Raw genomic sequence first — 12,249 nt, forward strand, 5'->3', positions numbered from 1 at the left:
GCGAGGGCCGCGCGGGCGGCCCGGCCCGCCTCGGCGGCGGCGCGCCGGGCCGGGGCCCAGACCGCGTCGCGCAGGAAGTGGCCGACGGGGGTGCACACCGTGCGGTACGCCCACGAGACCGGTGCGCCGATCAGGTGCCACGCGAGCCAGGCGAGGGCCCGGCCGACGGCCCGGGAGATGTACCCGGCGATCCGCCAGGCGACCTCGAACGCGGCGGCGATCTCGCGGCCGACCGGGGTGAGGATCCGGCGGTACGTCCAGCCGAGGGGCGCGACCAGCAGCGTCATCACCAGCCAGGCGGCCGCGAGGCCGAGACCGCGTCCGGTGGCCGCGATCCCCCGCCAGATCTGAGCCAGAACCCAGGCGGTGCCCTGCCACAGCTGGCCCAGGACCCAGGCCGTGCCGAGGCCGACCGGCGTGAGCACGTTGGCGTACAGCCACACCACCGGGACGACCAGGCCGTAACGGACCACCGGGACGATCACGTACCGCCACAGGAACTCCAGCGGCACGATCAGCAGCACGGTGATCAGCCACCCGATGCCGTTGCCGAGGCCGTACAGCGCCGGGAGGAGCAGGGCGGTGCCGGTCCACCGCAGGCCGTGGCCCAGCGGGGTGAGGACGGATCCGTACAGCCAGACGGCCGGCGCGGCGATCCCGTAACGGGCGACGGGGACGATCACGTACCGCCACAGCCCGATCCAGGGCCAGATGAGCAGGGCGACGGCCAGCCAGGCGGCGGCCTTGCCGAGCGGGGCGACGACCCAGGTGAACAGCCAGGTCAGCGGGGTCAGGACGAGGGTGTCCAGGAGCCACAGGAGGGCCCGGCCCAGCGGGCGCAGCAGGACGCGGTCGGCGGCGTGCCAGAGCGCGGTGAGCGCGTCCCAGACCATACGGGCGGGCAGGACGAGCACCAGGACGACGATCCGGACCGGGATCCTGATCAGGGCGGTCAGGATCCCTTCGCCGGGCTCGTATCCCTGGGGCGCCTGGTGCTTGCCGTAGTCCATGTCTTCGAGGACGCGTCAGGCCCGGTCCGGGGTTGCCGGACCGGGCCTGATGATCGTTCGGAAACGCGCTACTTGTTCACGACGCTCAGCGGCAGCAGCTTCTTGCCGGTGGGGCCGATCTGGATGTCCAGGTCGAGCTGCGGGCAGACGCCGCAGTCGAAGCAGGGCGTCCAGCGGCAGTCCTCGACCTCGGTCTCGTCGAGCGCGTCCTGCCAGTCCTCCCAGAGCCAGTCCTTGTCCAGACCGGAGTCGAGGTGGTCCCAGGGCAGGACCTCCTCGTAGGTGCGCTCACGGGTCGTGTACCAGGCGACGTCCACACCGAACTCGGGGAGCGTCTTCTCGGCGCAGTTCATCCAGAGGTCGTAGCTGAAGTGCTCGCGCCAGCCGTCGAAGCGGCCGCCGGACTCGTAGACCGCGCGGATGACGGAGCCGACGCGGCGGTCGCCGCGCGAGAGCAGGCCCTCGACCACACCGGGCTTGCCGTCGTGGTAGCGGAAGCCGATGGAGCGGCCGTACTTCTTGTCGCCGCGGATCTTGTCGCGGAGCTTCTTCAGCCGGGCGTCGGTCTCCTCGGCGCTGAGCTGCGGGGCCCACTGGAAGGGGGTGTGCGGCTTGGGCACGAACCCGCCGATGGAGACCGTGCAGCGGATGTCGTTCTGGCCGGAGACCTCGCGGCCCTTGGCGATGACGTTGACCGCCATGTCGCCGATCTGGAGGACGTCCTCGTCGGTCTCGGTGGGCAGGCCGCACATGAAGTACAGCTTCACCTGGCGCCAGCCGTTGCCGTACGCGGTGGCGACGGTCCGGATCAGGTCCTCCTCCGAGACCATCTTGTTGATGACCTTGCGCATCCGCTCGGAGCCGCCCTCGGGGGCGAAGGTGAGACCGGAGCGGCGCCCGTTGCGGGTCAGCTCGTTGGCCAGGTCCACGTTGAACGCGTCGACGCGGGTGGAGGGCAGCGAGAGGCCGATCTTGTCGTCGGTGTAGCGGTCGGCGAGCCCCTTGGCGATGTCACCGATCTCGCTGTGGTCGGCGGAGGAGAGCGAGAGGAGGCCGACCTCCTCGAAGCCGGTCGCCTTGAGACCCTTGTCGACCATTTCGCCGATGCCGGTGATGCTTCGCTCCCGCACGGGGCGCGTGATCATGCCGGCCTGGCAGAAACGGCAGCCGCGGGTGCAGCCGCGGAAGATCTCCACGGACATCCGCTCGTGCACGGTCTCCGCGAGCGGGACGAGGGGCTGCTTGGGGTAGGGCCACTCGTCGAGGTCCATCACCGTGTGCTTGGAGACCCGCCACGGCACGCCGGACCGGTTGGGCACGACGCGGCCGATGCGGCCGTCGGGGAGGTACTCGACGTCGTAGAAGCGCGGGACGTAGACGCCACCGGTCTTGGAGAGCCGGAAGAGCACCTCGTCGCGGCCGCCGGGGCGGCCCTCGGCCTTCCAGGCGCGGATGATGTCGGTGATCTCCAGGACGGCCTGCTCGCCGTCGCCGATGACCGCGCAGTCGATGAAGTCCGCGATCGGCTCGGGGTTGAACGCGGCGTGGCCGCCCGCGACGACGATCGGGTGGTCCACCGTGCGGTCCTCGGACTCCAGCGGGATGCCCGCCAGGTCCAGGGCGGTGAGCATGTTCGTGTAGCCGAGCTCGGTGGAGAAGCTGAGCCCGAAGACGTCGAACGCGCCGACGGGGCGGTGGCTGTCCACGGTGAACTGCGGCACGTCGTGCTCGCGCATCAGCTCTTCGAGGTCCGGCCAGACGCTGTACGTGCGCTCGGCGAGGACGCCCTCGCGCTCGTTCAGTACCTCGTAGAGGATCATGACGCCCTGGTTGGGGAGCCCGACCTCGTAGGCGTCGGGGTACATCAGGGTCCAGCGGACGTCACAGCTGTCCCAGTCCTTGACCGTGGAGTTCAGCTCACCGCCGACGTACTGGATGGGCTTCTGCACATGCGGGAGCAGAGCTTCGAGCTGTGGGAAGACCGATGCGGCAGACATCTCGCGAACCTTCGTGAGCCGGCAGGGGTGACCATCCAGCGTACCCCGGTCACCGGTGCTTCAGATCCGCCCGCAGCACCGGGTCGGAGGCGCACGCCCAGACCCCGGGCAGCTCGCGCTCCCGGGCCTCGGCGGCGGCCTCCTCCCGCCCGTACAGAAGTCCCCAGGTGAACGCGGTCTCCCCCGCCGCGTGCGACTCGATCGCGAGGGTCCGCAGGGCCTCGCGGGCGACGACGCTGTCCTGGTGGTCGCCGAGGACGGTCTGCACGGCCTTCATCCTTTCGGCGAACCGCTTGGCGGGCCTGCCGAGCGCGGGGCGGGCCGACTCGCCCGCGTACCGGGCGCGCTTGGCGGCCTTGCGGGCCTCGTGCATCGCGGTGTCGCGCTCGGGGCCCGGCGGGTGCTCCAGGGCGTGGTCCATGCGGCGCGCGAGCTTCCCGTAGTCCTTGAGCAGCGCCCGGGGCAGGGCCTTCTCCGGTGCCTTGCGGGCGGCGGGGCGCAGGGGCGGGTCGGTGCTCAGGGCGTCGAGTGCGTCCAGGAGGTCCAGATACCGCTTCCCGTCGAGTACGTCGATGATCCTGCGGCGCGATCCGGTGCGGCGGGCGGCCGACCAGGCGCGGAGCCGGCCGCGCACCGGGCCGAGGGCCAGGGCGGCGGGCAGGGCCTCGACACGGGAGCCGATGCGCTCGTCCAGGACCTCCTGGTCGCGGTCGAGACCCAGTTCGGCGGCGAGCCACTTGAGCTCCGCGCCGAGGGGGTCGGTGACCTCGCGGTCGAGGATCCTGCGGTGGGTCTTGAAGGTGCTGCGCAGCCGGCGGGTGGCGACACGCATCTTGTGCACGGAGTCGGGAAGGTCGCGGCGGACGGCGGGGTCGAGGTCGACGATCGCCCGGATCTGCTTGCGTACGTAGGCGAGGACGTGGTCGCCCGCGTTGTACGTCGTGGACTTCGGGCGTCCAGTGTCGTCGCGGTTCAGGTTCGTCTCCGCCAGCGCCCGGGCGAGCTTGGAGGAGGATACGGCGGGGCGTATCCCGGCCTTGCGCAGCCGTTTCTCCACGGCGTCCAGGACGGCCGGGTCGCCGTCGTCGGCCAGCTCGACCTCGATCTCGGTCCAGGCGGCGGTCGTACCGCTCCCCTCCCCCGCGAGCCGTTCGGCGTGCACCCGGTCGACGCTGACCTCGGCGAGGAGGGCGCCGTCGGCGGCCAGCAGGTGGTGTACGTCCCGTGCGGAGCGCAGCCGGACGACGGGGGCGATCTCGGCGTGGCGGACCCGGGAGCGCAGGAGGGCGGCGAGCGGGCGCGGCAGGTCGTCGGAGAGCGGTTCGTGCAGCTCGTCCCGGATACCGGCGGCGACGGGAAACTTCAGGTGCCAGCCCTCGTCGGCCCCGCCGGTCCTGCGGCGCAGTGTGAGGGAGTCGGCGGCGAGGCGGAGGTCGGCGGTGTCCCAGTAGACGGCGTCGAGCTCGGTCCGGCCGCGCGGGGCGACCCGGCCGACCCCGGCCGCCCGCGTCAGGTCGGGCAGCCGGGTGTCTTCGGTGGCTTCGTACTTCCGCTCGATCTCGCGTTTGGTGTCCGCCATGTACGGACACCTACCCGCGAGCGCCCGGGTTCAGGCGGACATGGGCCGTTGCACCCGGATCGACTGGAGCAGTCCGATCGCCACCCAGACGGCGAACATCGAGGACCCTCCGTAGGAGACGAAGGGCAGCGGCAGTCCGGCGACCGGCATGATGCCGAGCGTCATGCCGATGTTCTCGAAGGACTGGAAGGCGAACCAGGCGATGATCCCGGCGGCGACGACCGTGCCGTACAGCTCGGTGGTCTCGCGGGCGATGCGGCAGGCGCGCCACAGGACGACGCCCAGGAGCAGGATGATCAGCCCCGCGCCGAGGAAGCCCAGCTCCTCGCCGGCGACGGTGAAGACGAAGTCGGTCTGCTGCTCGGGCACGAACTGGCCGGTGGTCTGGGTGCCCTGGAAGAGGCCGGTGCCGGTGAGTCCGCCGGAGCCGATCGCGATGCGGGCCTGGTTGGTGTTGTAGCCGACGCCCGCCGGGTCGAGCGCGGGGTTGGCGAAGGCGGCGAACCGGGCGATCTGGTAGTCGTCGAGCAGGCCGAGCTGCCAGATGGCGACGGCGCCGCCCGCGCCCGCTCCGATGAGGCCGAAGACCCAGCGGTTGGAGGCGCCGGAGGCCAGCAGGACGCCGAGGACGATGACGGCCATGACCATCACCGAGCCGAGGTCCGGCATCAGCATGACGATGGCCATCGGGACCGCCGCGAGACCCAGCGCCTTGGCGACGGTCCGGTGGTCGGGGTGGGCCTGGTCGCCCGCGTCGACGCGGGAGGCCAGCAGCATCGCCATCACGAGAATGATGGTGATCTTGGTGAACTCGGAGGGCTGGATCGAGAAGCCCGCGGGCAGCTTGATCCAGGCGTGGGCGCCGTTGACGGTGGTGCCGAGCGGGGTGAGGACCGCGAGGACCAGCAGCACCGAGATGCCGTAGAGGACCGGGACGGCTCCGCGCAGGGTGCGGTGGCCGAGCCAGATCGTGCCGATCATCAGGGCGAGGCCGATGCCGGTGTTGAGGGCGTGCCGCAGCAGGAAGAAGTACGGGTCGCCCTGGGTGAGGTGGTCGCGGTTGCGGGTCGCGGACCACACGAGCAGCGAGCCGAGGGACGAGAGCGCGAGCGCGGCCCCGAGCAGCGGCCAGTCCAGCCGCCGTACGAGGGAGTCGCGGGCCGTCAGCTTGGCCCAGGAGCCCTCGTCGGGGCCGTACCGGGAGACGGAGAATCCACCTGCCATTACGGCTGCCTCCCCGTGGACGCGGGTGATCCGGTGAGTCCGGGCTGGCCTCCGGGCGGCAGGGGCAACTGGGGTTCCTGTCCTCCCGGCTGCTCCTCGGGCGTGGCCGGAGTGGGGTCGTAGGGCTTGATCTTCGGCGCGTTGATCGAGCCGTCGGGCTGGATCTTCGGCAGCGCCTTCTGGGGCTTGGGCAGCAGGGCCCGCTTCAGGTCCTGGTTGCCCTCGCCGTCGAGGCCGTAGAGCGCGTCGTAGATCTTGCGGACGGCGGGTCCGGCGGCGCCGGAGCCGGTGCCGCCCTGGGAGATCGTCATGACGATGGTGTAGTCGTCGGTGTAGGTCGCGAACCAGCCGGTGGTCTGCTTGCCGTACACCTGGGCGGTGCCGGTCTTGGCGCGCATCGGGATCTTGTCCTGCGGCCAGCCGCCGAACCGCCAGGCGGCGGTGCCGCCGGGCTCGACCACCGAGCGCAGCCCCTTGTCGAGGTCCTTGATGGTCTGGGCGTTGACCGGGAGCTTCCCGCTGACCTTGGGCTTGATCTCCTGGACGGTCTTGCCGTCCGGGCTGATCACGGCCTTGCCGACGGTGGGCTCGTGGAGGGTGCCGCCGTTGCTGATGGCGGCGTAGGCGGTCGCCATCTGGATGGGCGTGACGAGGACGTCGCCCTGGCCGATCGAGTAGTTGATGCTGTCGTAGGCCTTGAGCTGGTTGCCTTCGAGGCAGCTCTCGTACGCGATCTGCTGGACGTAGGTGCCGCCCTTCTTGCCCTCCTTGCACCAGGCGTCCTTGTTGGCCTCCCAGAAGTCCTGCTTCCACTTGCGGTCCGGGATGCGGCCCTTGACCTCGTTGGGCAGGTCGATGCCGGTCTCGGCGCCGAGGCCGAAGTCGCGGGCGGTCGTGTAGAACCAGTTCTTGGCGTCCTTCTTGGGCTTTATGCCGCCGTCCTTCACCCACTCCTCGTGGCCGAGGCGGTAGAAGACGGTGTTGCAGGAGTACTTGAGCGCGTCGCCGAGGGTGATGGGGCCGTGGCCCTGGGACTCGAAGTTCGCGAAGGTCTGGTTGCCCAGGCTGTAGGAGCTGCTGCACTCGTAGCGGTCGTTGAAGGCGTGGCCGCCGCGCACGGCGGCGCTCGCCGAGACGACCTTGAAGATCGAGCCGGCCGGGGCCTGGCCCTGGATGGCCCGGTTGAGCAGCGGGTAGTTGGACTTCTTGCTGGTGAGCTTGGCGTACTCCTTGCCGGAGATGCCGCCGACCCAGGCGTTGGGGTCGTAGTCGGGCTGGGAGGCCATCGCCACGACGCGGCCGGTCTTCGACTCCATGACGACGACGGCACCGGAGTCGGCCTCGTACTTCCGGCCGGTGATCTTGTCGGTCTCGCCCCGTACCTGCTTCATCGCGGCGGCGAGTTCGTACTCGGCGACCGCCTGGACGCGGGCGTCGAGGCTGGTGACGAGGGTGGAGCCGGCCACCGCCGGGTCGCTCTCCGCCTCGCCCATGACGCGGCCGAGGTTGTCGACCTCGTAGCGGGTGACGCCCGCCTTGCCGCGCAGCTCCTTGTCGTAGGTGCGCTCGATCCCCGACCGGCCGACCTGGTCGGAGCGCAGGTAGGGCGACGGGCCGTCCAGCGCCTTCTGGATCTCGTCGTCGGTGACGGGCGAGAGATAGCCGAGCACCTGCGCGGTCTTCGCCTTGCCGGGTGCGGCGTAGCGGCGTACGGCGGTGGGTTCGGCGGTGATGCCGGGGAAGTCCTCGGCGCGCTCACGGATCTGGAGGGCCTGCTGGGTGGTGGCCTCGTCGGTGACCGGGATCGGCTGGTAGGGCGAGCCGTTCCAGCAGGGCTGGGGGGTCTTGGAGTCGCAGAGGCGGACCTTGTCGCGCACGTCCTGCGGCTTCATGTCGAGGACGTCCGCGAGGCGGGTGAGGACCCCGACGCCGTCGTCCTTCATCTTCAGCAGCTCGGTGCGGCTGGCGGAGACGACGAGGCGGGTCTCGTTGTCGGCGAGCGGTACACCGCGGGCGTCGAGGATCGAGCCGCGCACGGCGGGCTGGACGACCTGCTGGACGCCGTTGCCCGCCGCCTTGGTGGTGTACTCCTCGCCGTTGCGGATCTGGAGGTACCAGAGGCGTCCGCCGAGGGTGAGCAGCAGCGAGAAGACGAGGACCTGGATGACGATGAGCCGGATCTGGACCCGCTGGGTCCGTCCGGTCTCGGGGATGTTGCTCACGGGGCGCCCCCGGTGGTGGTCGAGCTGGGGGTACGGGGGTCGTCCCCCGGGAAATACCGCCTCACAGGCGCTTGACCCCCTTGATCCGGCCCGCGCGGGCGGCCCGGTTGCGGGCCGCCTTGGCCCGCAGGCCGCCGCGCTGGTTGCCGATCCGCAGGCCGGTGCCCGAGGCGAGCCAGCCGGCGGCGACGTCGTTGGAGCCGGAGGAGGCCTCGGCGATCGGGTCGTTCTCGGTACGTCTGGCGAGCGCCATGATGAGCGGCACCGTGAAGGGCGCCAGCAGCAGGTCGTAGACCGCGGCCGTGAACAGGAGGCTGCCCAGGCCCACATGGCGGGCGGCGGTGTCGCCGACGAGCGCGCCGACGCCCGCGTACAGGAGGGTCGAGCCGATCGCGGCGGCGACGACCACGGCCATCGGGGCGAAGGCCGACTTCAGCTGCCCGTTCTCCGGCCGGACCAGGCCCGCGAGGTAGCCGATGACGCAGAGCACCAGGGCATAGCGTCCGGCGGCGTGGTCGGCGGGCGGCGCGAGGTCGGCGAGGAGGCCCGCGCCGAAGCCGATGAGGGAGCCGCTGACCGGCCCGTACACGAAGGCGAGTCCGAGGACGGTGAGGAGCAGCAGGTCCGGGACGGCGCCGGGGAGCTGGAGACGGGCGAGGACGGAGACCTGGATGACCAGGGCGACCACGACCAGGGCCGTGGAGAGCAGAGTCCGGTTGATGCGCATGGGGATCAGCCCTGCCCCTGGTCGTCGGCCGCGTTGTCGGGTTGCTGGGCGTTGCCCTGCTGGTTGCCTGCCGCGTCGCCGGCGTCGCCGCCGCCCGGCTGCTCGTTGATGTTGCCGACGACCTTGCCGGAGCCGTCCACCAGATCGCCGTTGGGCTGGACCGTGACGGTGACCGTGGGGGTCGGCTTGGGCTTCGACTTGGCGGGCCGCTTGGGCAGGACCGTGTCGCGCGGGTCCTGGCGGGGGGCCTGGACGACGACGCCGACGATGTCGAGCTTGGTGAACCCGACGTACGGCTTCACATAGACCGTCCGGGTCAGCGCGCCGCCGGAGGGGTCGACGCGGACGACCTCGCCGACCGGGACGCCGGGCACGAAGGGCTTGTCCTTGCTGGAGCCGAAGGTGACCAGCCGGTCGCCGGCCTTCACCTTGGCCTTGCCGTTGAGGAACTGCACCGACAGCGGGCGCGAGCCCTGGCCGGTGGCGAAGCCGAGCTCGTCGGTCTTCTCCATCCGGGTGCCGACGGTGAAGTCGGGGTCGTTGGCGAGGAGGACCGTCGAGGTGCTCGGGCCGACGGTGGTGACCCGGCCGACCAGCCCTTCCCCGTTGAGGACGGTCATGTCGCGGCGGATGCCGTCGTTCGCCCCGGCGTCGATGGTGACCGTCCAGGAGAAGCCCTGGGCCGCTCCTATGGCGATGACCTCGGCGCCCTTGATGCCGTACTGTCCGGCGCCCGCGTTCTTCAGCATGGCGTCGAGCTGGCGGACCCGGCTGTTGGTGCGGTCGTCGCTGCCGAGCCTGGCCTTCAGCGCCGCGTTCTCCTTCTCCAGGGTGGAGATCCGGTCGTGCCGGTTGCCGGAGTCCCTGACCGCGCCTATGGCGTTGCCCACCGGGTCGACCGCCGCCGCGACGCCGTTCTCGACCGGCCCGAAGACGGTGGCCGCGGCCTGCCGCGCTCCGTCGACCGGTGACCCCTCGCCGCCTCGGATATCCACCGTGATCAGGGCGAATGCGATGGCGATCAAGAGCACCAGGAGCAGCCGGCTCTCTCGTGTGTCCCTCACGTGCGGCGGCCGTGCCTTCCTCGTCGGAAACTTCGTGCCTGTGTACGTCTCCGTACGGGGTACCGGTCGGAGGTGTCCCCGCTCCAGTACGTGTACAGCAACGATCTATATCAACGATCCGGCGACCGGAGCGGGTGCGTCCGCTCGCCGGATCGGGTGTGTCCCGCGGAAACCGCGCTGTGGCTAACGACGGGGCTGGGCGTCCAGCACCTGCTGGAGCGCCTCGAACTCCTCGACGCACTTGCCGGAGCCGAGCGCCACCGAGTCCAGCGGGTCCTCGGCGATATGGATCGGCATGCCCGTCTCGTGGCGCAGCCGTTCGTCCAGACCGCGCAGCAGCGCGCCGCCGCCGGTGAGGACGATGCCGCGGTCCATGACGTCGCCGGACAGCTCGGGCGGGCACTTGTCGAGCGTCGTCTTCACGGCGTCGACGATCGCGTTGACCGGTTCCTCGATGGCCTTGCGGACCTCGGCGGCCGAGATGACGACCGTCTTGGGCAGCCCGGAGACCAGGTCGCGGCCGCGGATCTCGGTGTGCTCGTCCTTGTCCAGGTCGTACGCCGAACCGATGGTGATCTTGATCTGTTCGGCGGTCCGCTCACCGAGGAGGAGCGAGTACTCCTTCTTGATGTGCTGGATGATCGCGTTGTCCAGTTCGTCACCGGCGGTCCGGATCGACTGGGCAGTGACGATTCCGCCGAGCGAGATCACGGCGACCTCGGTGGTGCCGCCGCCGATGTCCACGACCATGTTGCCGGTGGCCTCGTGGACCGGCAGACCGGAGCCGATGGCCGCGGCCATGGGCTCCTCGATGATGTGCACCTGGCGCGCGCCGGCCTGCGTGGACGCCTCGATGACGGCGCGGCGCTCGACCCCGGTGATACCGGAGGGCACGCAGACCACGACCCGGGGGCGGGCCAGATAGCGACGCTTGTGGATCTTGAGAATGAAGTAGCGGAGCATCCGCTCGGTGATCTCGAAGTCGGCGATCACGCCGTCCTTCAGCGGGCGCACGGCAACGATGTTGCCCGGCGTGCGCCCGATCATCTTCTTGGCCTCGGCGCCGACCGCCAGAATTCCGCCGGTGTTGGTGTTGATGGCCACGACGGACGGCTCGTTCAGAACGATGCCGCGCCCCCTGACGTACACCAGCGTGTTGGCAGTCCCGAGGTCGATAGCCATGTCACGGCCGATGAACGACATTGAGTTCCCCTTGTTCCCCATGAGGATGCGTCGGGCCTTCCCAGGTAGCGGAGATGGCTTGTTCTGGTAGGCGAGGTTGGCGCTGCGGGCGTGGAAGCTTCCATCGTAGTGCCGTATGCACGGACACAGCGCGAGGGTCCTTCGCCATTGTGAGCGGAACGGGTGGCCGTTCTACCCAAGGTGACGTTACGTCGGAGGGATGCGTTCCCGCGATCCCAAACCCTATGCCGAGGGGCGACCGAATTACTTCGGTCGCCCCTCGCTCACAGCGCTGTTTGGCCGATCGGGTCAGGAAAGTCCCGGAAAGAAAAGCTTCAGTTCTCGCTCCGCGGACTCCTCCGAGTCCGAGGCGTGGATGAGGTTCTCCCGGGTGATCGTGCCGAAGTCACCACGGATGGACCCGGGCGCGGCGGCGATCGGGTCGGTGGGGCCAGCCAGGGCGCGGACGCCCTCGATGACGCGCTCGCCCTCGGCCACCAGGGCGACGACGGGGCCGGAGGCCATGAACTCCATGAGCGGCTCGTAGAACGGGCGGCCCTTGTGCTCCCCGTAGTGCTGCTCCAGCGTCTCGTGGTCCAGGGTGCGCAGCTCCAGGGCGGTGATCCGCCAGTTCGCCTTGCGCTCGATGCGGCCGACGATCTCGCCGATCAGGCCACGGCGGACCGCGTCGGGCTTGAGCAGGACGAGAGTGCGCTGAGTCATGTACGGCTCCTTGCAAGGCCAGGCATACGGGTGCGGTGAGGCGAGATTACAGGGGTACGGGAACGGATCCACGCCCGGGTTCACCCTGGGTCACCTTCGGGCCCCGAATCCGCCGGAACCCGGGACGAAGGCGGGCGTGTCGGACGCCACCGGGGATGCTCAGGCCGTGGCCTCTTCGGCTTCCTGCTGGGCGGCCCAGCGGGCCTTGGCCTCGTCGATCTTGCGGCCGTAGTGGATGGAGGCCCACCACAGCCCGCCGAAGGCCAGTCCCAGGATGAACATCATCGGGACCACGAAACCGCTGAGGACCAGCGCGACCTGGAGCGCCCAGCCGAGCTGGACGCCGCCGGGCCGGGTGATCATTCCGCACAGCAGCACCGACAGGGCCATGCCGATGCCGCACACCGTCCAGACCACGGTCATGGAGGCGTCGTCCAGCTTCATCGCGACCAGACCGGCGAAGCCGATCACGAAGAACTCACCGATCAGCGTCGAGGCGCAGAGCGTCCGCATCCCGCTTC

At 70.3% G+C, this 12,249-nt stretch carries 10 protein-coding genes; all 10 read right to left on the reverse strand.

Annotated elements, in window-relative coordinates; all coding sequences use genetic code 11:
- A partial coding sequence (locus A3Q37_RS28370; protein ID WP_065488652.1) for a hypothetical protein occupies positions 1-1,010 on the reverse strand: 1,010 nt, incomplete at its 3' end.
- 68 nt (positions 1,011-1,078) lie between these two features.
- On the reverse strand, positions 1,079-3,007 hold the full coding sequence (locus tag A3Q37_RS28375; protein ID WP_065488654.1) for a TIGR03960 family B12-binding radical SAM protein: 1,929 nt from the start codon (positions 3,005-3,007) through the stop codon (positions 1,079-1,081).
- A 49-nt stretch (positions 3,008-3,056) separates the two neighbouring features.
- Positions 3,057-4,586, reverse strand: coding sequence for a CYTH and CHAD domain-containing protein (locus A3Q37_RS28380; RefSeq protein ID WP_065488656.1), 1,530 nt, complete (start codon positions 4,584-4,586; stop codon positions 3,057-3,059).
- 30 nt (positions 4,587-4,616) lie between these two features.
- On the reverse strand, positions 4,617-5,810 hold the full coding sequence (gene rodA, locus A3Q37_RS28385; RefSeq protein WP_065488658.1) for a rod shape-determining protein RodA: 1,194 nt from the start codon (positions 5,808-5,810) through the stop codon (positions 4,617-4,619).
- Positions 5,810-8,032, reverse strand: a complete 2,223-nt coding sequence (gene mrdA, locus A3Q37_RS28390; RefSeq protein WP_065488663.1) for a penicillin-binding protein 2 — start codon at positions 8,030-8,032, stop codon at positions 5,810-5,812. The genes rodA and mrdA overlap by 1 nt, the downstream gene beginning before the upstream one ends.
- A 61-nt stretch (positions 8,033-8,093) precedes the next feature.
- Positions 8,094-8,759 (reverse strand): rod shape-determining protein MreD, encoded by a 666-nt coding sequence (mreD, locus tag A3Q37_RS28395; protein ID WP_065488667.1) that lies wholly within the window; start codon positions 8,757-8,759, stop codon positions 8,094-8,096.
- Positions 8,760-8,764: 5 nt separating this feature from the next.
- Positions 8,765-9,823 carry a rod shape-determining protein MreC gene (mreC, locus tag A3Q37_RS28400; RefSeq protein ID WP_065488670.1) on the reverse strand — a complete coding sequence of 353 codons (1,059 nt, stop codon included), beginning with the start codon at positions 9,821-9,823 and terminating at the stop codon, positions 8,765-8,767.
- 183 nt (positions 9,824-10,006) lie between these two features.
- The gene (locus A3Q37_RS28405) at positions 10,007-11,026 is read right to left on the reverse strand and encodes a rod shape-determining protein (protein ID WP_065488674.1); all 1,020 of its coding nucleotides are present in this window, start codon (positions 11,024-11,026) and stop codon (positions 10,007-10,009) included.
- Positions 11,027-11,314: 288 nt separating this feature from the next.
- Entirely contained in the window at positions 11,315-11,728 is a 414-nt protein-coding gene (gene ndk, locus A3Q37_RS28410; protein WP_006124409.1) for a nucleoside-diphosphate kinase, read from the reverse strand.
- A gap of 159 nt (positions 11,729-11,887) precedes the next feature.
- Complete coding sequence (locus tag A3Q37_RS28415) at positions 11,888-12,241, reverse strand: DUF4233 domain-containing protein (protein WP_065488677.1); 354 nt, start codon at positions 12,239-12,241, stop codon at positions 11,888-11,890.
- Between the last annotated feature and the right edge of the window lie 8 nt (positions 12,242-12,249).

The sequence above is a fragment of the Streptomyces sp. PTY087I2 genome (genome assembly GCF_001687325.1).
GTDB lineage: Bacteria > Actinomycetota > Actinomycetes > Streptomycetales > Streptomycetaceae > Streptomyces.

What these genes read in the sequence shown, in the direction of transcription:
- A3Q37_RS28375 (WP_065488654.1), bottom strand. Translation starts at nt 3,007, where the DNA reads ATGTCTGCCGCATCGGTCTTCCCACAGCTCGAAGCTCTGCTCCCGCAT.
- A3Q37_RS28380 (WP_065488656.1), bottom strand. Translation starts at nt 4,586, where the DNA reads ATGGCGGACACCAAACGCGAGATCGAGCGGAAGTACGAAGCCACCGAA.
- rodA (WP_065488658.1), bottom strand. Translation starts at nt 5,810, where the DNA reads ATGGCAGGTGGATTCTCCGTCTCCCGGTACGGCCCCGACGAGGGCTCC.
- mreD (WP_065488667.1), bottom strand. Translation starts at nt 8,759, where the DNA reads ATGCGCATCAACCGGACTCTGCTCTCCACGGCCCTGGTCGTGGTCGCC.
- A3Q37_RS28405 (WP_065488674.1), bottom strand. Translation starts at nt 11,026, where the DNA reads ATGTCGTTCATCGGCCGTGACATGGCTATCGACCTCGGGACTGCCAAC.
- ndk (WP_006124409.1), bottom strand. Translation starts at nt 11,728, where the DNA reads ATGACTCAGCGCACTCTCGTCCTGCTCAAGCCCGACGCGGTCCGCCGT.
- A3Q37_RS28415 (WP_065488677.1), bottom strand. Translation starts at nt 12,241, where the DNA reads ATGCGGACGCTCTGCGCCTCGACGCTGATCGGTGAGTTCTTCGTGATC.